At 43.9% G+C, this 21,796-nt stretch carries 22 protein-coding genes; 8 read left to right on the forward strand and 14 right to left on the reverse strand.

Annotated features, from left to right (window positions below; translation table 11 throughout):
• The first annotated feature begins 194 nt into the window (after positions 1–194).
• The gene (locus tag K2Y18_02630; protein MBX9804631.1) at positions 195–1,364 is read left to right on the forward strand and encodes a metallophosphoesterase; all 1,170 of its coding nucleotides are present in this window, start codon (positions 195–197) and stop codon (positions 1,362–1,364) included.
• A gap of 103 nt (positions 1,365–1,467) precedes the next feature.
• On the opposite strand, the gene K2Y18_02635 is transcribed toward K2Y18_02630, so the two are convergent.
• Positions 1,468–3,063 (reverse strand): hypothetical protein, encoded by a 1,596-nt coding sequence (locus tag K2Y18_02635; protein ID MBX9804632.1) that lies wholly within the window; start codon positions 3,061–3,063, stop codon positions 1,468–1,470.
• A gap of 54 nt (positions 3,064–3,117) precedes the next feature.
• A complete protein-coding gene (locus K2Y18_02640) occupies positions 3,118–3,381 on the reverse strand; it encodes a hypothetical protein (protein ID MBX9804633.1) in 264 nt (87 codons plus the stop codon).
• Between the two features lie 121 nt (positions 3,382–3,502).
• Between K2Y18_02640 and K2Y18_02645 the strand changes: the two genes are divergently transcribed.
• The gene (locus K2Y18_02645; protein ID MBX9804634.1) at positions 3,503–4,117 is read left to right on the forward strand and encodes a hypothetical protein; all 615 of its coding nucleotides are present in this window, start codon (positions 3,503–3,505) and stop codon (positions 4,115–4,117) included.
• 17 nt (positions 4,118–4,134) lie between these two features.
• Here the strand turns inward: K2Y18_02645 and K2Y18_02650 are convergent, their stop codons facing one another.
• Positions 4,135–5,916 (reverse strand): ABC-F family ATP-binding cassette domain-containing protein, encoded by a 1,782-nt coding sequence (locus K2Y18_02650; GenBank protein MBX9804635.1) that lies wholly within the window; start codon positions 5,914–5,916, stop codon positions 4,135–4,137.
• Between the two features lie 2 nt (positions 5,917–5,918).
• Positions 5,919–7,163, reverse strand: a complete 1,245-nt coding sequence (locus K2Y18_02655) for a multidrug effflux MFS transporter (GenBank protein MBX9804636.1) — start codon at positions 7,161–7,163, stop codon at positions 5,919–5,921.
• Between the two features lie 247 nt (positions 7,164–7,410).
• Here K2Y18_02655 and K2Y18_02660 point away from each other — a divergent pair, with 247 nt between their 5' ends.
• Both K2Y18_02660 and K2Y18_02665 read left to right on the forward strand, forming a co-directional pair.
• Positions 7,411–8,241: a hypothetical protein gene (locus K2Y18_02660; protein MBX9804637.1), complete on the forward strand. Its 831-nt coding sequence runs from the start codon at positions 7,411–7,413 to the stop codon at positions 8,239–8,241.
• 112 nt (positions 8,242–8,353) lie between these two features.
• Positions 8,354–9,880, forward strand: coding sequence for a hypothetical protein (locus K2Y18_02665; protein MBX9804638.1), 1,527 nt, complete (start codon positions 8,354–8,356; stop codon positions 9,878–9,880).
• Between the two features lie 33 nt (positions 9,881–9,913).
• Here K2Y18_02665 and K2Y18_02670 read toward each other — a convergent pair whose 3' ends face one another.
• From K2Y18_02670 to K2Y18_02680, 3 genes are read right to left on the reverse strand one after another with little or no spacing between them, the layout of a single operon-like run.
• Positions 9,914–10,093 (reverse strand): DNA gyrase inhibitor YacG, encoded by a 180-nt coding sequence (locus tag K2Y18_02670; protein MBX9804639.1) that lies wholly within the window; start codon positions 10,091–10,093, stop codon positions 9,914–9,916.
• On the reverse strand, positions 10,093–11,124 hold the full coding sequence (locus K2Y18_02675) for a phosphotransferase (GenBank protein MBX9804640.1): 1,032 nt from the start codon (positions 11,122–11,124) through the stop codon (positions 10,093–10,095). The genes K2Y18_02670 and K2Y18_02675 overlap by 1 nt, the downstream gene beginning before the upstream one ends.
• Positions 11,087–11,338: a tRNA (adenosine(37)-N6)-threonylcarbamoyltransferase complex ATPase subunit type 1 TsaE gene (locus K2Y18_02680; protein MBX9804641.1), complete on the reverse strand. Its 252-nt coding sequence runs from the start codon at positions 11,336–11,338 to the stop codon at positions 11,087–11,089. The genes K2Y18_02675 and K2Y18_02680 overlap by 38 nt, the downstream gene beginning before the upstream one ends.
• A gap of 150 nt (positions 11,339–11,488) precedes the next feature.
• Here K2Y18_02680 and K2Y18_02685 point away from each other — a divergent pair, with 150 nt between their 5' ends.
• Positions 11,489–12,904, forward strand: coding sequence for a hypothetical protein (locus K2Y18_02685; protein MBX9804642.1), 1,416 nt, complete (start codon positions 11,489–11,491; stop codon positions 12,902–12,904).
• A gap of 50 nt (positions 12,905–12,954) precedes the next feature.
• On the opposite strand, the gene tsaE is transcribed toward K2Y18_02685, so the two are convergent.
• From tsaE to hemA, 7 genes are all read right to left on the reverse strand, one after another.
• The gene (gene tsaE / locus K2Y18_02690) at positions 12,955–13,416 is read right to left on the reverse strand and encodes a tRNA (adenosine(37)-N6)-threonylcarbamoyltransferase complex ATPase subunit type 1 TsaE (GenBank protein ID MBX9804643.1); all 462 of its coding nucleotides are present in this window, start codon (positions 13,414–13,416) and stop codon (positions 12,955–12,957) included.
• Positions 13,417–13,431: 15 nt separating this feature from the next.
• Positions 13,432–13,755 (reverse strand): helix-turn-helix domain-containing protein, encoded by a 324-nt coding sequence (locus K2Y18_02695; protein ID MBX9804644.1) that lies wholly within the window; start codon positions 13,753–13,755, stop codon positions 13,432–13,434.
• A complete protein-coding gene (locus tag K2Y18_02700) occupies positions 13,752–14,120 on the reverse strand; it encodes a type II toxin-antitoxin system RelE/ParE family toxin (protein ID MBX9804645.1) in 369 nt (122 codons plus the stop codon). The genes K2Y18_02695 and K2Y18_02700 overlap by 4 nt, the downstream gene beginning before the upstream one ends.
• Positions 14,121–14,290: 170 nt before the next feature.
• The gene (locus K2Y18_02705; GenBank protein ID MBX9804646.1) at positions 14,291–15,076 is read right to left on the reverse strand and encodes an ABC transporter ATP-binding protein; all 786 of its coding nucleotides are present in this window, start codon (positions 15,074–15,076) and stop codon (positions 14,291–14,293) included.
• Positions 15,073–15,954 (reverse strand): ABC transporter permease, encoded by an 882-nt coding sequence (locus K2Y18_02710; protein ID MBX9804647.1) that lies wholly within the window; start codon positions 15,952–15,954, stop codon positions 15,073–15,075. Before K2Y18_02710 ends, K2Y18_02705 begins: the two co-directional genes overlap by 4 nt.
• On the reverse strand, positions 15,951–16,982 hold the full coding sequence (locus tag K2Y18_02715; protein MBX9804648.1) for an ABC transporter substrate-binding protein: 1,032 nt from the start codon (positions 16,980–16,982) through the stop codon (positions 15,951–15,953). Before K2Y18_02715 ends, K2Y18_02710 begins: the two co-directional genes overlap by 4 nt.
• Positions 16,983–17,149: 167 nt before the next feature.
• A complete protein-coding gene (gene hemA, locus K2Y18_02720) occupies positions 17,150–18,361 on the reverse strand; it encodes a 5-aminolevulinate synthase (GenBank protein MBX9804649.1) in 1,212 nt (403 codons plus the stop codon).
• Between the two features lie 100 nt (positions 18,362–18,461).
• On the opposite strand from hemA, the gene xseA reads away from it, so the two are divergent.
• The 3 genes from xseA to K2Y18_02735 all read left to right on the forward strand — a co-directional run bounded on the left by xseA (position 18,462) and on the right by K2Y18_02735 (position 21,788).
• Positions 18,462–19,790, forward strand: a complete 1,329-nt coding sequence (gene xseA / locus K2Y18_02725; GenBank protein MBX9804650.1) for an exodeoxyribonuclease VII large subunit — start codon at positions 18,462–18,464, stop codon at positions 19,788–19,790.
• 68 nt (positions 19,791–19,858) lie between these two features.
• Positions 19,859–20,572: a GNAT family N-acetyltransferase gene (locus tag K2Y18_02730; protein MBX9804651.1), complete on the forward strand. Its 714-nt coding sequence runs from the start codon at positions 19,859–19,861 to the stop codon at positions 20,570–20,572.
• Positions 20,573–20,657: 85 nt separating this feature from the next.
• A complete protein-coding gene (locus tag K2Y18_02735) occupies positions 20,658–21,788 on the forward strand; it encodes a glycosyltransferase family 4 protein (GenBank protein ID MBX9804652.1) in 1,131 nt (376 codons plus the stop codon).
• Positions 21,789–21,796 lie beyond the last annotated feature (8 nt).

Raw genomic sequence — 21,796 nt, forward strand, 5'->3', positions numbered from 1 at the left:
TTCACTCCTCACAATGACACCGCTTAAAATGATAAATTTACATACTAAACGGATAAATCACCTTAGAGGATATCCCCCTAGAAACAAACGAGTAACATTGTCACGGTTGCTCATTTTTCAGAAAACCTTGGTTTCTCATAAACTTAATATTAATGATTTTTTGGAATAATGAAGGCTGAGGGTGGAATACATTCATGAAGAGCAGACTATTTATTTTTTCGTTAATTATGCAATTGATCCTCATTTGCCAAAATTTAGCATCCGTAAAATTTGCGCAAGTGTCAGACCCCCACATCTTTGAAGACGCAAAACGGGCGGAGGATGCGAAAATTTCTGCCGCTGATTTTCTTGTCGTGGTCGAAAAAATAAATAACATGTCAAAAGAGTCAAAGGTGCCGCTAAGTTTCATTGTTTTAACAGGAGATCTTGGGATTGGTAAACTTATAAAGCCGAAGGAGGTCGGAACCCTACATCTGATCAAAGATGTGGACAAGTGGGACCAAGCTAAAGTGACTCTGGCTCAAATTCTCAAAGTCTCAACCGTAAAGAAGTGGCTGATTGTGCCCGGAAACAACGACCTTTTTGAAGAGAATCCAGAATCGGTCAAGTTTTATGAGGATTTCTTGAAAGAAGTTCAAGAGATGCCGGAGATCAAGGCCGCAGGTCTTTCAATTGTGGATTTCCGCCTTGAAGCCCCTCGAAGCGCCCAACCAAAATCCCCCCCGGGGGTGTATGTGATTAAAGATTACGTCTTTGTGGGCTGGGACAATGCCTTCTTTAAAAACAATGATTCTGTCAAACCCTTTATGACCAAGGACCATAAGGTTGTCCCTTTTGCCAAGACCCTTGAGTATAAAAGCGTGCAAAAATTGTCGAGAGCCTTGCAATCCTCAAAGGCAAAATATGCTTATATTTTTTATCACATCCCGGAAATTGATGACCCTTACATGATCAAGCTCAATGAAAATGAAAAAGGAAATGTGGTCTCGAAGCGAATGGATGAGGCCAAAAGTTTGTCCCTTGAATTTGCGAAAGGAATTTATCCGTATTCTGCTTGGACGGTGCCCTTAGAAGTGCGCCAACTATGGGAGAAAGTTGCGACGAACCAGGCTTTCCGAACGCCCGTTATCAAAGGTTTATTTGCCGGTCATTTCCACGATCATAAGAAAAATACGTACGAGACAACGACCTGGGTAAAAGATACGCGCTATAAATCAGATATATTGAAGAAGCTTTATCTGGATCCCCCTATATCCATAAAGTATCAAGAAAAAAAGCCCCCTACCGATCGTGCCCGGGGAGCCCAAATCGTGACCATTGACGATCAGGGCAACGTGAGCCGTGAGATCTTTTGGTTGGATTAGATGAGCTTCACTATTCTGTGGTGTTGGTTTCGAAAGCAAGGACTTTCACATCTTTTTGGGGGTGGCAGGCTCCATTTAACGGGCCTACCACCCTACTCAAGCTTTACTTAATGAGTGGCTTCATGATTTTTTCAAACCAGTTATATAAATGTAGATTTAACGTCAATGCACGTCTGCCATGGTAAACCCGGGTATGATCCGTGTCGGTTTCTGTTCCAAAGATAAAGGATTGGATATCCCCACCCATAATGTCACTCAACGTTTCTTGCTTGAAAATTTCAGCGAGTGTAACTTTTTCGAAATTGTCCCCCACACACTCAACAAATTCCATATTTTGGAGAAGGTCATCGAATGTTAACTCACGATATGAGTCTCTTAAATACGTTGTTTGAAGGAGCTGTTCTGCTTTTATGCTTCCTACAAGCTCTAAAAGCTGAGCATCTGAATTATACCCAATAAAGTCAGAGAATTTTACATCTTTATAAATGTCACATACCCTCTTGTCAGCATAAATATCCGCTATTGAAATGGCTTCATCGCTATGGAAACGTTCTGTATAGCAAAAAGGATCACTTTGTTTGGGATCTGATTTCTCTTCTATTTTTTTAAAAAATAGCTGCGTTTTTGTCATTGTTGAAATGGGCATTTGTGAACCGACAACGAAGAGACCCGTTGTTAGTGAATGCTTCCATCTTTCCATTAAAATGTGAAAGGAGTTAGCTGGATTGAAAGACTCAGCGAGCAAGGGGGTAATCTGATAAATATGATTTTCATGAAGCAAGCGAAAACCTGCTGCTATCGCTAGAGGTCGTGATTCAGCAGGTACAACGCCACTATTAACAACGGCTAATAGTCGTCCAGCTATATCTGCAATTATATTTGCAATTTTCATATAGTTTTGAGGTGAGCCGCCTTCAGTATTAGGCATGAGTTGGTCATTCATATGGGCTTGATCATGAATAAATAAAAGAATGGGAAGGTCAAATAAATACCCATGAGCCTTTGCAAAATCTTTATTGAGCCCATAAAGAGCTTTCTTTTGCCACGTTGCATAAAGGTAATCCTCTTCAGTGTAGATTGCATTTTCACCGGTTAAAATAACGGGCATAAAATGCTCGCAAGTTAGTTCATAACCAAAGCTTGTTCTTTCTTCAAAAGGTGCGTCTAAGCCTTTATCTATATGGTGTGTGCCCTTTTTAGCATAGAAGAGTTTATGATTCGTAACCTCATTATAAATTCCATCATTCGTCGTATTTTTAGGGAGAGAATAACTAGGATCAAAAATTTCTGGTGATAATAACAAGCTTGCAGCCTCAGCTACTTTTAACATATCAACCCCAGTTAATTCTTGTTTTGTTGTTGCCTCATGCAATCTGCAGGCAGCACCAAACATGGTATTGTAGGTAAGATCTGAAGGGGTAATATCTTCCTTGCCTGTCTGAGGTAAGTCCATCTTTACAAGCCCCGTCTTTTGAAATATTTCAGCGTAGGGTAGATTCTTGAATCGAGCATTATTTTCATCCAAAACAGTTTTTACTGTAAAGGCTATAACCTCTTTAACATTAGAGGGAAATGTTTGAGGGGTGTATCGATCACTTATTGGTCTTTGTCCGTCATGCTCCATTGCTTTTGTGCAGTCAGCACCCACAAGAAGCGTTAAAAGTACGGGTATTGCGTAATGTAATTTGAATTTAAACATCTGTTGCTCTCATAAAATTATTAATAAATTGGGATTCAAAATATATATAGTTATTTATTTTAGAAATGCAATAAATAAATTTTTAACTATGGAGAATACTAACCAAATGACGACGACGGCTGAAATCTCACTTCTTATACAGATCGACCACCGTGTCTCGACACGGGTGAGATCTTCTTTAGCATTTGTCAGACTTTGCATGACTTTCATAAATTCTTTGGGATGGTTAACGCCTCCAGAGGCTTTTAATAATAATTTACGCCGTGTTGCACTTCGCGCTCGAAGGTGGCGTAGGTTCTTGTTTACATATATAGACAACTATTTCTTGTTTCGTTTATGTAAAAACTTTATGTAAAAACTTCTTGAAAATAAATATATATGTTCATATATATAGCTTACAGTACATGTTGAACCTACCCAATTTATGAAGGAACAAAATATGATCAACGCAATACTAAGTAAAATCAATCAACTAGTTTTTATGGGGCTTTTTCTTGTAAGCAGTGTCATAGCCATGGACCAAGTTGAAAAGAAGGTAATAACACCTCAGAATTCAACGGTCGTTTATTATAAGTTAGCAAATGAAGCTTGCACACTCCTTCTACAAGAGTACGCAGCAAAAGGCGGTGATGAGATCGTCCCTGGTTTTGCCCATGAGACGGTAACTGCTCAAAACGCTATAACACGGGTTAAAACAGCTTTCCGGACAAACATCCTTGGGTGTGGATTGCATCCGGGAATTCCCGAAAAACTTTGGAGTGAGAAGCCCTATAGCGGGTTGAGGGGTACAATAAAATTCGGAAATCACAGATTGATTCTTAAGGTTCGTGAACTGTACGAGCAATACTATGTCCTTAATGATGGTGTCAAACTAAGAGACATAGTCAATAATTTTGACTATATCGAGCATCCTTACATTGATTATAGTAAAGGCTTTTCTCCAAAAATGCCTGGAGAGATGAACGAGGGCGAGAGAGCCTATGTTCAAGGGTTAATAGAGGCGTATGATCAGGCAAATCCTAATCAACAAACCCCTGATTGTGTTGTTATGTAAAATTCCAATATGAGTCCCTATGAAGAGCTGGTCATCACTTCATCCAATTCCAGCCACCGCGTTTCAGTACGTGCCAGCTCTTCCTTGGCTTTTGTGAGCGCTTCAGTAACTTTCATGAATTCTTGTGGGTGGTTTTGATAGAAAGAGGGGTCTTCGAGGCGCGCTTCAGCGGTCGAAATCTTTTTCATCAATTCATCCATGCGAGCGGGCAGAAGGTCGTATTCGCGCTTTTCATTGTAGGTGATTTTCCGAATCTGTTTGGGCCGTTCCACAACTTCTTTAGGCACTTTAAGGGATTTCACAGCCTCTTTTTGGTGAGGAAATTGCCGGATATAATCTTGATAACCGCCGACACATTCACGAATCAAGCCATCGCCTTCGAGGGCAATAATCGACGTGGTGAGGCGATCCAGAAAGTCACGATCGTGGCTGACGATAAGGAGAGTCCCTGTAAAGTCGCTGACCATCTCAATCAACAAATCGAGGGTATCCATATCAAGGTCGTTGGTGGGCTCATCGAGGATCAAAACATTGCCGGGGCGTGTAAGCGCTTTGGCCAGAGCCAGGCGATTTTTCTCGCCACCAGATAAGATGCTCACGGGAGAACGCGCTTGTTTTTCTTCAAACAAAAAGTCTTTGAGGTACGCCATCACATGGCGGGGTTGCCCTTGAACCAAGACGTGATCACCGCCGGTGTCACACAAGGTTTGCCATAAGGTATCGTTGGGTTTTAAGGTGTCACGCAGCTGATCAAAATAGATAAGATCGATATTGGTCCCAAGGCGAACGGTTCCTGAATCAGGGGGCATAACGCCGGCCAACATGCGGATGAGAGTCGTTTTTCCCGTGCCATTGGGGCCGATAATGCCTATGCGATCTCCGCGTAAAATCCGTGTTGAAAAGTCCTGAATAAGGGGTTTGCCGCCCAGTGTTTTGCTGATGGATTTGGCTTCGATGACCAATCTGCTCCCGCCTTCCGCATCCGCCCCGGCCATTTTCAATTTTCCAATTTGTCCTGACAAGAAGGCACGCTTTTCCTCTCGTAACGTATGGAGTTGGCGCAAGCGCCCTTGGTTGCGTTTCCGCCTGGCTGTAACACCCCGATGCAACCATTCCATTTCTTGTTTGAGTTTGGTGTTCATCTTACTGAAGGTCTTTTCTTCCTCCGCGAGCAAATGATCGGACCAATTTTCAAAGTCCGCGAACCCTTTATTATGGCGATGCAACAGACCCCGATCCAACCAAAGGCAAGAGGTTGAAACGCGCTCTAGAAACGTGCGGTCATGGCTGATACTAAGCAACGCGCCGGTATATTGACGCAAATACTCTTCGAGCCATTCGATAGTGGGAAGGTCCAGATGGTTGGTGGGCTCATCCAGTAACAGCACGTCCGGATCACCTACGAGCGCACGCGCCAAAGCTACACGACGACGCTCGCCGCCTGAAAAACCATCCATCATCCGATCACGATCCATTTTCAGAAGGTCAAGAATCTCGTCCGCTTCGAACGGGGCACAGCCTGACTGCATGACAAATTGCTTGGGAGTTTGGTCCGCCTCGAGCCACACATCTTGCGGTAAATAGGAGATGCGGGTGCCAGGTTGAACAAAGCGCTCGCCGTTATCTATGTCCATTTGACCACAAACAATTTTTAAGAAGGTAGATTTGCCAGACCCATTTCGCCCCACCAAACAGGTTTTATCACCTTTGGAAATATTGTTGAATAACCCCTCAAATAAGGGCTTTCCCCCAAAGGTCAGCGAGATATCGCGCAAAGAAATAAGAGGAGGGAGTGCCATACTTACCCTTCAGAATGCGTGGTAAGGGCATCCGGTTGGGGGCTATATTTGGCGGTTGTGGAAAACATCCACGCACATAAAACGCCACTGGCGAGCATCATCATGGTGCAAGGTATGAGCGTACCATTGCTCAGCAGGCTTACAATTAAAACACATAAGGAAGAAACGCCCATTTCGAGAGTGCTTAATAAGGCGGATGCACTTCCCCGTTGGGACGGAATAACTGAGACTGCTTTTGTGACCGCATTAGCAAAGACGGGTGCCAGACCCATCGTATACACCGAGAAGGGGATGTAAAGCATCACGAGTGATGTAGGCCAATATACTGTTGCCAAGAGGGCGAAACTTGCCCCCAAGATCATCAACCATAACCCAAATGCGAGCATGCGCTCCACCCCATAAAATCCAACACATCGTCTGTTGAGGAGCGTCCCAATAATGTAGGCGCCTGGGCCAATGGCAGCGTAATAGCCATAGTTGACGCTTTTGATGCCCAGCACATTGATCAAATAAAAGGGAGCCGCAACAATCCATGCCCATAAACCCCCATAAGTTGCAGCTGAAATGAGAGCAAAGGTAATAATCTCTCGGCGTTTGATCAGCTGTATATAATTATGAAGGAGGAATCGCCCGGAAAGGAGGGATCGATGGGACGTTCGATGCTCCGGGCTTAAGCTTTCTTTTAAGCAAATTCCGATGGCGAGCCATATGACAGTCGCCACGAGAGCGATTATGAAAAAGCAACTTTTCCATCCCCAAACGTCAGCGATTTTTCCGCCAAAAATTGGTGCAATCATAGGAGAAAGGGCAATCACGATGCCAAGAGTTGACAAAATCCGAGACAAATTTTTCTCGTCATAAATGTCTTTGAGAATTGCCGTCGAGACAACCATTGCCATACCGGCGCCGATGCCTTGAATAAAACGGGCAAGAATGAGTGTTGTCATGGTTGGGGCAAACCAACAACTGATGCTACCCAGGGCAAAAATCGACATGCTCCCCAGGATGACGGGACGACGCCCAATGCTGTCAGAAAGAGGCCCTGCAAGGAGCCCAAGCAAAGCAAATCCAAGAAGATAACCGCTTAAACTGGTTTGAGCCGCTGCATCGGGGACACTAAAGAACTGCGCGATTTCCGGCAGGCTCGGCAGATATATGTCCGTGGACATTTCAAACGCCAAGACAGCAAACATCAGCAAAACCGGGGTTAAGCGATGAAGGTGCAGTCTGTCTATTTTCGCATTCATACTATAGCCGTATCGTTAATCATTATCGTTTGAAGCATCTCCTTCGTGAAATTTAAGCGATTCTGTTGAAAAAAGCCAGAAACTTGTTGGGGAGGCATCTCCATATAGGTATTTTTATTCGATGGAATATAACGTCTGTTTTTTTAAATCGTCCCTCTCTCAGAAGTGTCGCTAGCGTATTTATACCGTATTGCTGTTATTAAAAACGCGAATATATACTAAATCTCAATTTTTAGGAGATGCCACCATGAAACTTCAATCGTTGCTATTCGCTTTTGCCGCAAATACCCTCATGCCTTATCCGCTAATGGCGAGTGATAGCAGAGTTCCAGATCTACCAATAGAAATGGATGTTCCCAAGTGTGCAGGAGTCGCTTCCCAAGGGGAAGTATTGAATCTGGAGGAGAAAAAGACTCTATTATTGAGCGCGTGTGGGGTTGAAAAAGACCGTCAAGCACTTATCAACGCCTTTAATGAACCTTCTTCTGAGGATGCATTAAGGCAAGTATTAGCCTGGATGACGGAAGATAGGCTTAAAAGGAGCACAAAGACTTCAAATTGGTCTTCGTTTATGCTTGGTGTTCTCAAAATATTGGAAGAGTTTGAAGATGATAAACGACATGCCTTTGTTTTACGGCTAGAACAAAACGGCGTTATGACTAGGTGTAGTAATATTTTTGATATCCATCATTATCTCCAGATCTTTAGGAATTCTACTACTGAGAAAATGAATCAAGCTATGAGATGGGTTAAAGAAACGGGAATTTGGGAGGTTTGCAAAAGCGGTGAATTCCATTTACCTAACTTGGTGGAATTAGTAAAAGACTATGACCAGGAGCAACTCGGTTGTGTAACATCATTTCTCAAAACAACAGGGATTTTGAGCCAATATTGCCATCAAAATAATCTGTATGAACCCAGAAGGCGTCTCGCAGAGATGCTTAATCTTCTTAAAACGTGCCGCACAGAACAACTAGAGTTTCTTGCGCAATGGATGAAAGCAACGACTTACATCTATAAGCACTTGGATGAGGGAAACGGGCGCTTGGGAGAAACTCAGCTCCTGGTACTGCTTTAGTAATTTTATTCTTTTAGGTAAGAGGTATGATGAATCATTATTTATCAAAGCCTTATCTGAAAATTATGTCACTAGTGCTGGCCTTACTCAGGAAATCTTTTTTGACTTTTTTATGAGACATTTTCCGGATGGTGACTCGGTAGATTCTTTGCGCAAATTAAAAGCTGCTGCTACCTGGATTAATGAATCATATTCAGAAAAATTTTACTCTAGTGAGGTAAAAGAGCTATTTTCTATTCTCAAAAAATACGATTTTGAATATTTAAAGCTAATTACATCCGTCCTAATGGAAATGCGTTGGTTGGATACAATGCAGCCTTGTAATTTAACACTCGCATTAAGAAGATTAAAAAACTGTAACAAGGAAACCTTCACAACAATTATTTCATGGATGAAAGAATCTGGGGTTTTGGCAACCTGCAATGATGTGGAAAGTTTTCTTAACGTAATCAGTTCCATCCAAACATGTGGGCCAGAGGACCTCAGAAATCTTATAGAACAAGGGGTTGTTCCAGAAAACGTTATTGAAGTTTTGATCCGCGTGTTGGGTGAAACCCATCCCGTCACCCAAAATCTCATAGAATTAGCCATTGGGTATGACAATCAACGAAACCCCAATAGCCCATTTGCAGTTTACTGTGAAATGAGGAAAAAGAGTAGTGATGAGGTTGAACACCGCCAACTTCAATTAACGACAGGTCTATCTTTGCGGTTAAATAGTATCAAGGAACCTCGACCAGCAATCAGTATTCATATGCCTTCCAATGTTTGGAAAAGACTTTTTGAACAGTTTGAGAAAATAGATCCATCTACTTACACTGAACTTTTGGGTGATATTTCCCTAGAAACTATCTTGAAACTTAAAAATCACCACGACATTGTAAGGCTTCTGGACCCCAAAGATAGTCTAAAAGTTAATAAAAAGATCTCTTCGCACAGTCATATGTTGAGAGAAGTTCTTAAAAAAGCGCAAGAGGATTTTAGACTAGACCACGAGAATATTGGCAGTTTTGTACAGCTCTTGGTCAACATCACAACGTGTCAAACAGGAAAGCTCAACGGGATTACTCACAGTTATATCTATATGAACCAGGGTCGCGCGCTCGATGAAAGTGTATTGGGGGCAGAAGGGTTTAAGCAAGAAATTGTCAGTTTCTTTAAGGAAGAATTACGACGCTTTAGAGAAGCAACCTTAGCGGCAATTGTGAGGAATATTACGAGGAGGCCACAGGCTGATCCTCATGATCTTTACTATGTACGTGGCATTATTGGTCATGAGACTGGCCTCTTTTTTGAGAATGAGACCCCAACGGTTGACATTTATGCTTGGGGTGTCTCTGGGAAATTGAGGGGAAAAACCAAACAACAATTGTTGGATTTGTTCTATCAATATTACAAGGTGGAAGATGTGGTGGATCGCGTTCACTCGATGTTAAACAATGGCTCAATTAGTATCTCAAATGAGTACTTAAGGGATGAGGCTATGGACGAAACATTGAGTGCGTGGGATCCTGAACTCGTGGTGCTGGATGGTCAACAAAAGCCTTTGGGTCTTACCCCAAAAGCAGCACAGCGCCTTCTGGAAATTCTCGGTTTTGTCGTGAACGAAAATAAACCAGAGGAAACCATGAAAACTTAATGAGGCAGCTTCAGCAAGGCAGAAGATAAAGACTCAATCATCCAAAGAGCTTTTCTCCCCTGCTTCTTCCGCATCTTCCTCTTCCGCTGTCTCTTGAGTGGGGATTTTGTAATCTTCCCTAAACCATTTGATGAGGTCAATGTTCTTACAGGTCTTTGAACAGAACGGTGCATAGGTTTTATCAGCGTGCTTTTGGCAAATAGGACACGGCATTAGAATTCGCCTCCTTTGATGAATTGAGATTTGAGAACGGCATGGGATAAAGGCTCCTGATCATGGTCTTTGAACCAGGCTTTAAGGGCGGCTAAATCGGGGTGTTCCAAACAGCTATGAAGCATTTTCCACATGCGGGGGAGATGATTGAGGTAATGGGTTTTGCCGTCCCGCACCGCAAGGCGGGTAAAGATGCCGATGTTTTTGGCATGGCGTCCAGCGGCCAATAGGCACCCTGATGATCTCAAAGCTTCTTCATCCAAATGAGGAAAGGCCCCTAAATATCGTTGCCAGCAATGCTCGATGAGCGCAGGCTCTAAATCGAGGCGTTCATCCTCCACAAGGGAGATAAGATCATAAGCAACGGGTCCCCATCCCGCATCTTGAAAATCCAGAAGTCCACAGGCGGCAACATCAGCGCGATCTTTCAAGAGCATCAAATTATCCACATGATAGTCCCGCAATGCTAAGGTATGGGGACTCTTAACTGCTTTTTCAAAAACAGGTCTCCAGAGATCGAGATAGTCTACTTTCTCGGAATTGGACAAGCTCTTATTGCAATTCGCAGGCACATACCAGTCAACAAATTGGGTGACTTCTCGCAGCATATGATCAACATCATAAGCGGGGATAAATTCTGGGCAATCCGTTGCCCGCTGATGAAGAGCGATGAGGGTATCGACCGCCAACTCATAGAGGGGATAGGGATCATGGCCTGCTTGCAACAGTTTTGTATAAGTCGTCTCACCAAAATCCTCTATGGCCAGTAACCCTTGGGACAAATCTTCGGCGAGGATGGCAGGCGCTGAAAATCCAAGATCCTTCAAATGGGATGCCACGCGCACAAATTGGGTGGGATTTTCAGGAGGTGGTGCATCCATCAAGAGTCCCCCCTCATAGCGGAAATATTGTCGCTTCGAGGCATCACAAGGCAACGCCGTCAGGGATTGATGGCCTAAAAAGAGATGCCGTTGCGCTACCCGGTCGAGGGGATCAACTTGTGGTTTCTGGTAAGGTTTTAAGCGACTCATGGGGTCCTACTAAGGTTATGGTAATTTCTCGCGTTGTTTCATTGACGATTTTTAATGTGATATCAATTCGTCGGCGGGGCAATAAATCAGCCAACCGCTCCGGCCATTCTATCAAGCATATGGCCTCATGAAAAGCATCTTCAAGGCCTAACTCAAAGTTTCCTGAGGGTAAAGAAAAATTTGAAGATCTGTAAGATAGAGACCTTTTTAGCAAATTAAACTGATATTCCTGAAATAACTCACCCTCTTTGAAACTTTAGGAACTAGCGTATTTTTACGGTATTGCAAAAATATATTTTGTGTCTCTACAATAATGCTCATTTTTTAATAAGTACTTTATGTTTATTAAAATTTATTATTTAGCATGGAGAAAAAAATACATAAATATTTAAAACAAACAACTTTTGCTTTATTAGTGACAGGACTCTGTTCTCAAATAGGGTTTACATCTGAAGAGGGTAAGGAAAGTAAGAAAAGAAAGTCTTCTCATTCTTCTATCGCTCATACTGAACGCTTACAGGGAGATCAAACTTCAGCAGTAATATCTCCTATGCTTAAGTCCCAGAAGACTGAGGATGAACCTCAAATAGATCTTCGTAATCTTGGTAAGCTTTTTGAGTTGCCTTATCACGTTCGTATGCAACTCTACGGACTTTTGGATAGCACAACTCTTAAGTTCTTAAATATTCAAAACAGAGCATTACGATGTGAGATCTTTCAACAAAGAGGAGGTAGAATAGACTTAAAAATAAACACTCCTGTAGAAGCTTTAAGGGGGATGCTTAGGAAAGTCGGAAAAATAGACCTAGTGGCTAACTGTCTGAGATATTTGAATGTTCAAGGCTTGAGTGTTCTTGCAAAGCAAGATGGAACAGTTGATAAAACTCAATTCTTGGATGACGAAATCGTGGACCTCCTTGCCAGGTGCAAAAATTTGAAATCTTTCGCATTGTCTAGCTGTATAATCTGTCCCGGTGGTAAGAATTGGACTGAAGAAAGTACGGAAAATTGGGGAAATAACCAAAACCCTTTAAGACCTGTGGCTAGAAACGCCCTTACTCGCCTTTGCGAGGTTATATCAACAGAAACTTTATGCGAAGAGTTGATTTACGATTCAACTCCTTATTCTGAAAATTGGGAGTGGGACCACGAAGATTGCCATGTTAATGGTCCTTTCGATTCCGATTCTGCCCTAAAAATTGTGCGTAAATCTTTTAATTTTTCAAAATTGAAAAAATTAAAAATTGGTTTAAATTTTGATACCACCTCCCTTTCTAAAATAGTTAAAGAAAAAATAGAATATATGACTTCATTGGAATATTTAAATTTACATTTTTGTGGGGATTTTCAAGAACTATTTATTGAGCTCCTGGGAAAAGTCAAAAATAATAGCAAACTAAAAGTATTTAAATTAGAATCTGAAGAATACTCATACGGCTTTAATCTTAGAATGCTCACTGAAATTTTTAATTCTGATCTATATATACAAAGAATATATCTTCATAATTTATGGTTTGACTGTGATCATCAAAATATTTTTAGGGAATTATGCCAAGCTGTAAACCAATCTAGAAGTTTAGTTAAACTGAAATTTTTAGCACTTAAATTGCCTTATGGACAAGGTTTTTATAATGGGCTCAACCTCTTATTCAGGATAAAAGTTTTTTGCCATAATTGTCGTGAACCAATAGAAAACAAATGTTTTGATCCGAAGAATTTTACAAGGAAAAGCTTAATAATTGAGACTTTTTGCGAAGAGTGCAAGGCAAACGGTGAGTAATGGGTCCAGTTTTTAAATTCGTCGTCTGGCCATCCCTTCAGTTGAGGAGATCAACTTGTGGTTTCTGGTAAGGTTTTAAGCGACTCATGGGGTCCTACTATGGTTATGGTAATTTCTCGTGTTGTTTCATTGACGATTTTAAAAGTGATATCAATCCGTCGGCGGGGTAATAAATCAGCCAACCGCTCCGGCCATTCTATCAAGCATATGGCCTCATGAAAAGCATCTTCAAGGCCCAGTTCAAACACTTCCTCGGGGTCTTTGAGACGATAAAGATCGCAATGCCACACTTCGCCTTGAGGGGTATCATAAGCTTGTACAAGCGTGAAAGTCGGACTGGGGACATCTATGTCTTGACCAACCATAGTTTGAATGAGAATGCGCGCAAATGTCGTTTTCCCGACGCCCAAATCCCCCCACAAGGCAATCACGTCTCCTGGCCGCAAAGCTTCTGCCAGAGGCTGCACCAAGCTACTGAGGTCTTGTTGAGTGAGGGTGTAGGTGAATGTCATATATCTTACAACTTACTATGCTGCAACAACATGTGTTACTGCGGGACGAAATTTTGAATGGTTTCTTTTGATGACAATATCAACATCCCAATCGAGTAAATTGAGGAGATGGATTAAGCGATCAATAGAAAACTTGTGAAGACGTCCTCTAAACAAATCAGAAACATCAGGTTGCTTTAGACCCAAGACACGGGCTGCCTGCGTCTGAGTCAGTTTTCTCGAAATGATGGTTTTTTGGATCTTTCGAGCCAATTCAGCCTTAGCCAGAACTTCCTCAGGCTCTTTAATCTTTAGGTCAGCAAATATATTATCGCTCGCCTTAATAATTTTTTCCGTCATTTCTTTCTCCTTTCATAATCTTCTTGAGCTCTTTTAAACCGCGCCTCAATCAGATCAATTTCTTTCTTTGGTGTTGCAATTCCATGCTTAGACTTTTTTTGAAAGGCATGGAGAACATATATAGCTTCTTTAAGTGTGACTGTATAAACAACTCTAAAGGTATTAGTGTTATGATCTTCAACAATCTCTAAAACTCCTGATCCCTTAAATCCTTTTAGAGGTTTTACTGAAGAATGTTTTTCTCCCATTTGTGCTAGGTAGAGAGCATAACCAGCTTCTTCTCGAACCTCCTCAGGAAAGTCTAGTAGATCAATTTTTGTGCTACCAACCCAATACAATGGTTTTATCACACCTAACTCCCTCAATCTTTAATATAGTATTTTTACTATAATATTTCAAGGGGTAACTTGCTATATCCAAATAGTCGCAGGGGTTGCAAGGTAAATGTGTATTTATTAACGAATTATTAAACATTTATTTTCTAAAATTATCAAAATCTGCGAATATATAATCTTAGAAAGTCAGTATCTCCCCCTCACTGCTCCAGCAACAATCGATCGTCATCCATGGCCGTGCCGAATTGTTTCAGCAAATCTGGAACGGTCAATTTCTTGCGTTCTTTACCAGAAACATCGTAAATGACTTTGCCTTCATGAAGCATCACGGTTCGAGTGCCGCTATGCAAGGCTTGTTGCAAACTGTGGGTGACCATGAGTGCCGTGAGACCTTTTGTGGTGATAATCTCTTCTGTTAGATTCATCACAAACGCAGCAGTCTTTGGATCAAGAGCAGAACTATGTTCATCGAGAAGCAGAATCTTTAAGGGACTTAAACTTGCCATCAACAAACTGACCGCTTGGCGCTGACCACCGGAAAGGAGGGACATCGACGTGTCGAGCCGATTCTCCAACCCCAATTTCAGGACTTTCAGCGTTTCGGCATAAAACTCCCGATCGGATTTAGACAGTCCTTTCGTCAACCCGCGACTCATGCCGCGACGATGGGCCAAGGCCATGTTCTCCGCAATGGTCAAATCCCCACACGTTCCGGCGAGGGGGTCCTGAAAGACGCGGGCAACCAGATCGGCACGTGCATGGGCGGGGAGGCGCGTGACGTCCTTATCATCGATGTGAATGGTGCCGGCACTCGACATGACTTCTCCTGCAAGCGCATTCAACAGGGTCGACTTTCCGGCCCCATTACTTCCAATTACGGTGATGAATTCACCCTCGCCAATCTTTAAATTTATCCCTCGCAAGGCCTTTTTTTCCATCACTGTTCCTGGTGCGAAGGTAACTTTTAGGTGGGATACGGTAATCATGCTTTCCTCCCCACGCGAAGTTTGCTGCTTAAACCGGGAAGAAGCATGGCGGATGCCACCAATATGGCCGTGACCAAATTTAAGTCAGAAGCTTGGAATCCTTCCACGTTTAAGGCCATCGCCCGAATGATGAAGTAGAGAATCCCCCCCAACATGCACGCGATGATGGACTGCAAGACGGTCCGAGTGGGGAAGAGAGCTTCCCCAATAATGACCGCGGCCAAGCCAATGATGATGGTTCCAAGCCCCATGGTGACGTCAGCAAATCCGTGGACTTGAGCATATAAAGCGCCCCCCAATGCCACAAGAGCATTAGAGGAACTAAGTCCGGTCATGACCATGCGACGGTCGTTAATACCTTGCGCACGGCCCATTTTGGGATTGCTTCCCGTGGCTCGAATGGCAAGCCCGAGGCGTGTGCTCAAAAACCAATACATCCCAAAGATAACCAAAAGGGTAATGAATCCTAAGGAAACAGAGTTGGGAACAAGCCCCATCCATCCGCTTAAAATCGTCCTCTCACCTAAGAGGGCGATGTTGGGTCGCCCCATGATGCGCAAGTTAACGGAGTATAGGGCCAACATGGACAAGATACCCGCTAACAAATTTAACATACGCAAGTGTGTTGATAACCAGGCGGTAACAAGGCCTGCAGCGGAGCCTGCCAGCACGGCCGCAAACGTAGCTGCATAAGGGTTCACACCCCCCGTAATGAGGGTGGCTGCAACGGCAGCTCCCAAGGGAAAGCTGCCATCGACGGTCATGTCGGGAAATTGAAGGGTGCGAAAGGATAAGTAAACCCCAATCACAACCAAGCTATAGATGAACCCGAGCTCAACGGCTCCCACAAATTGGATCCAGTTTAAAGGTGCACTCATGGTTTCTCTCCGATGATCTTTGCTTGTGCTTTAAGATCTTCTGGAATTGTGACCCCCATGTCTTTGGCTGCCTTTAAATTGAGCATCAAAACCAAGGGATGATCCGTTTCAACAATCAAATCACCCGCTTTTTCGCCTTTCAAGATTTTAGCAACTTTTGCGCCTGCGGCCCGGCCGAGTGTATCACGATCATATGCTTGTGCTGCGAGGGCGCCCCTTTCAACGGAGCCCGCATCACCAGCAAAGATCGGCAATTGAAATTTCTTACCCAAAATGACAATGCTCTCCATCGCCGCTACGGCTGTGTTGTCATTGGGAATATATATAGCATCCACTTTACCGACCAATTTCGTGGTTGCTGATACAATGTCGCTGGACTTGTCAGCAGTAGCTATGACAAGAGTGAAACCTCTTTTCATGGCTTCTTCTCTCAACTGTTGTACAGCTTTTACAGAGTTTGTTTCCCCAGGGTTATAGACAACACCAATATTTTTTACAGAAGGGACAAGCTTCTTCACCAAGTCGAGTTGAGAACTGGCTTTTAAAGCATCGCTCACACCTGTAACGGCTTCAGGTCGCGCATCCAAACGGGTGACCAATTTTGCTTCTAAAGGGTCAGTTACGGCCGTGAAGACGATGGGGACATTTTGCTCAGCCATGGGTTTCATCAAAGATTGGGCCGATGGCGTTGAAATGGCCACAGCCACCGCTGGCTTCAAGCTGGCAAAGTTACTGGCAATGAGGTTAGAAGTTGCCATATTTCCTTGGGCATTTTCATAAACAATCTTCACCGTTTGGCCATCGATATAACCAGCGTCCTTCAGTGCCGCAAGGATGCCTTCCCGTTCTAGATCAAGGGAAACATGCTGTACAATTTGTGAAATCACAACAATTGGTAGGGGGGACGGATCATCGGCTTTAAGAGGACAGGTGAATAAGGAGAAGAGAAGAACAGGGAGAATACGAGAAATTGTTTTTATTGAGGCACAAAGAGATTTAAGAACGGTGTTTGTTATGAGACCTTGCATTTTAATTGTCGCTTTCTTTTTCGTAATAAATTAATGTTTTCATTCATATTTTCATTTGTGTGCCAATAATAAAAACAGCTTCTAAATCGTAAATGCAACATGGTGACTACTCCTATTTAATTATAAATCATAAAAGATTAACAAAGGTTAATATACGAAAAAAATTCTTAAGCTGCAACCTTAAGATTAAGGCGATTCCATACATCCTCCAGGGCATCGCCGAGTTGATGGATCATTTCTGGGGTATGAGAAGGGGTGACAGTCAAGCGAAGACGCTCTTGACCGCGGGGGACTGTAGGGTAGTTGATTGGTTGAACATAGATACCATATTCCCGTCGTAAAATATCACACACCGTAAAGCATTGAAGCGGATCTCCAACAATAATGGGAACAATGTGACTGGATAAGCGTTGAAACGGGATCGAGCTTTTTTCCAAGCAGGCTTTTAGCTTCTCAACATTGCGCCATAATTGGTTGCGCAAGGTCGTGTCGTTACGCAAAATTGAGATGGATTTGTGGGCAGCTGCCACAACACCGGGGGGCAATGAGGTTGTGAAAATAAAACCAGAAGCCACACTTCGCACATAATCAACAAGAGGGGTGGACCCAGTAATATACCCACCAATCACCCCATAAGCCTTAGCAAAGTTGGCTTGAATAATATCGATACGATCTTGCAAGCCGAGTTGAGCGGCAACCCCTGCGCCTCCTGGGCCATACAGTCCAACAGCGTGAACTTCATCCAGATACGTGATGGCATTAAACTCCTCAGCTAAATCGCAAATGCCCTCAATGGGGGCGATATCCCCATCCATAGAATACACAGAAATAAAGGCTATGATTTTGGGTCGCGCTGGATCAAGAGATTTTAAGTTTTCCCGCAAATCATTTAAGTTGTTGTGGCGGAAAATCCTGCGTTCTGATTTACCGGCACGAATCCCTTGGATAATCGAAGCGTGGTTTTTCTCATCACTTAACACAACGCAATGGGGTAGGGCTTGGGCGAGGGCAGAAATTGTGGCCTCGTTGGCATTATAGCCAGAGGTGAAAATCAATCCTTTTTCTTTGCCGTGAAGAGTCGCAACTTCTTGTTCTAAAAGCACATGGCTGTGAGCCGTGCCTGAGATATTGCGGGTACCACCCGATCCTGCACCATAGTGCTGTGCAGCTTGAACCATGGCTTCAATAACTTCTGGGTGCTGGCTCATCCCAAGGTAGTCATTACTGCACCAAATAATGACCTTTTTCTCCCCATCCGGGCTATGCCACAGAGCATAAGGCGCTTCACCAACGATGCGCTCCAGATCAGCAAATATTCTATAACGTCCTTCGCCTTTTAGAGACTGGATGTGCGTTGAAAAAATATGATCGTAGTTCATGAGCCTATAATTTTTTATGCCGTAAAGGGACACTTAAATGATATGATTACATCATATCAAAAATGAGACCCACGTACCATGTCCTAAATAAGGTCATATAATGACAGCATTAGAAGTCGAATTACAAGAGGTTCCTGTCTACTCCGTCACAGAAATTTCACAAAACTTGAAGCAGATGGTCGAAAAAACCTATGGTCATGTTCGGGTTCGAGGCGAAATTTCTGGGCTGAAGCGTCATACATCAGGCCATACCTATTTTGCGTTGAAGGATGCGGATGCGGTGATGGACGCTGTTTCTTGGCGGGGAAGTCTGAAAAGAAGTCCCGTTGCCTTGGAAGAGGGGCTGGAAATCATCGCTCTTGGGCGCCTAACCACCTATCCTGGTCGCTCAAAGTATCAGATGGTTGTGGAAGAGTTTGAGCCAACGGGCCAAGGGGCCCTCCTGAAACTACTGGAGGAACGAAAAGCCCGTTTAGCAGCGGAAGGTCTCTTTGAAGTTGCGCGCAAAAAGCCCCTGCCCCCTTACCCTCAGAAAATTGGAGTCGTGACCTCACCAACAGGCGCGGTTCTTCAAGATATCCTCCATCGCTTGGAGGACCGATACCCCTGTCATGTGCTGGTTTGGCCCGTTTTGGTTCAAGGGCAAGGAGCGGCTGAACAGGTGGCGGCTGCGATTGAGGGGTTTAATGCGATGGCCAGTCCCCCCGATTTGATAATCGTGGCGCGGGGCGGCGGAAGCCTGGAAGATCTTTGGGCGTTTAATGAAGAGATCGTGGTGCGGGCGGCTGCCAATAGTCGAATTCCCTTGATCTCTGCCGTGGGCCATGAAACAGATACGACGCTCATTGATTATGCGTCTGATCGCCGGGCGCCTACACCGACGGCCGCAGCCGAAATGGCGGTGCCTGTCTTGGTGGATTTGTGGCAATATTTGCAAGATCGCCAGCAACGGATGACGGCTGTGATTGCCCAAGAATTAGAACGTCGTAAAATGACGCTTCTGGCAGCGTCTCGCGGGTTGCCAGATTTAACACGCCTTCTGGAAGACAAGATGCAACGCCTGGACGAGTGGGCCGAACGGTTACCGGCGTTAGTGCGCAATTATGTGCAGAACCTGGAACTTCGCCTGCCCACACTCGCCCAACAATTTAAGGCGTCTGCCCGTCGATATTATGAGGTCACAAACCAGCAATTTGAGTTGGTGGCCAGTCGGTTGAACCACGCCTCCTACCAGCGTATCCTTGATCGGGGATTTTGTTGGACGACCACGGCCGATGGCACCTTCATTACGCGCGCAAAACAAATAAAGAAGGGCGCCACCCTTACCCTTCATTATGGGGATGGCGATGTGCCCGTGGTAGAGGCCTCAGGTCCAGTAGTGCGCGGAAAGAAGACAGGAAATGATGAGCGGCAGAAAGAGTTGTTTTAATCTGTTTTCTTATGATAGTCTCCAATCAAATTTTATATATCTTATTAAAATAAAAATGGAGTGATTTTGTGTTCAGGAAATCAGAGAAAATAGTTAATGCTCTCTTGCAAAAAAAACTCGTGTCATTCTTCTTTATGCTTTCATTCTCTGAAGTAAATGTTGCGATGGAAACACCTACTTCACAAGAAGGAGCACAAAAAAAGATATGTGAGTTAACACTCGAGAATGGATACAAATTGGTCCCTTATCAAAAGAAGCATAAACGTGATTTTAAGGCTGTTGTGAATAACGAAGGGGTTTATCCCTATATCAGGGATGGCAAGCTTTGGTCAGATGAGGTTATAGAAGCACGACATGTGGCCTATTTGAAGGGCAATTGTAATGACAACAGTGTCTATAAGCCGAATACGTTTCTTGCCTGCTGGGTTCTTCTCGCTCCCAAGGGGGAAGTTATTGGACGGGGAGGTTTTCAGGTTGAGGATGGTTGCGCCCCAATAGCCACGGAAGTTTTTTTTGCCATAGAGAAAGATTTTCAAGGAAAGGGTTTGGGAACGGCATGTTTCAAAGCCATTGTGAACTGGTTTGATCAAACCGTTGGCTCTGATATCCTCTTACGCTGGCTTACTATGAAAGAAAATGCGATCTCCCGAAAACTTGCTAAAAGTCTTGGGTTTGAGCCCCGAATGACATTATGGTCTGGTCAACCCGGTCAGGTTTTCGTCAATCAATGGAATAAAAACTACCTTGTTTATGAGCGCAAGGGTCTAAATACGGACGGCTAAGAGAAAGGGGGTCTGAAAATCCACCACGAAGAGGTGAATTTGACAAATTGCTGCATTCATCTCCATCTTATGCTATTGTCTTGAAATGACTGATTCAAAAAGAAAACTTGTCTTCCTCATCACGGAACTTGGGTACTTTTGCTCCCATCGCTTAAGCCTGGCTAAGGCTGCAAAGCAGGCGGGGTTTGAGGTGGGGATCATCACGAATTGTGAGGCGCGCCCGCAATTGACGCGTTATGAAACCGATCTAAAGCAATTTGACATCTTTCATGTGCCCTTTCACCGCTCCCGCCTGAATCCCTTTGCTGAACTCAAGACTCTTTGGCAGATTGGGAAGCTCTACCGCAAGCTTCGCCCGAATATTGTCCATCAAGTCGCCTTAAAGCCTGTGATTTACGGTACTATTTGGGCACGCCTCACGGGAATGCCGAGGATTATCAATGCTTTAGGGGGAATGGGATATTTATTTACGCACCGGACCTTGAAATCGGGGGTCATTCGCCCTATATTATCTCTTACCCTTAGAATTCTGCTGAAAAGTCCCCAATGTGAGCTGATTTTGCAGAATCCGGATGATGCGGATTTAATGGCCCCCTTAGTGGGGCCTGATAAAATCCACTTGATTCGGGGAGCAGGTGTTGACTTGAAGGCATTTTATCCGACGCAGCCTTCACAAACTCAAACATTTAATGCCTTGATGGTCAGTCGTTTGTTGTGGAGCAAGGGGTTGAGCGAACTTAATGAAGCTGCAAAGATTTTGAAACGAGAAGGTATTCCGCTCCAAATTCAAGTGGCGGGGGGCCTTGATCCTCAAAACCCAGCATCCGTACCAGCCGCGACAATAGAGGCTTGGAAGGCGGAGAACGTGATTACATGGCTTGGGCCAGTTGAAGATGTTGCTTCCCTGTATGCGCTAACTGACATCGCCGTTTTGCCGAGTTATCGAGAAGGATTGCCAAAATCCCTGTTGGAGGCCGCCGCCTGCGGTAAGCCCATTGTGACAACCGATGTCCCTGGTTGTCGGGAGGTTGTGTCTGAGGGTGAAAATGGCATTCTCGTGCCCCCAAAAGATGCTAAAGCTCTGGCAAATGCTTTAAAGACCCTCGTTGAATCTTCTGAACTTCGCCTGGAAATGGGAAGAAAGAGCCGCGTGAAGGCCGAGTTGGAATTTGATGAACAGAAGATAATTGCACAGACGCTCGAGGTTTATGGGTAGGGGTTTTT

The organism is Alphaproteobacteria bacterium, from assembly GCA_019746225.1.
Lineage (GTDB): Bacteria > Pseudomonadota > Alphaproteobacteria > Paracaedibacterales > VGCI01 > VGCI01.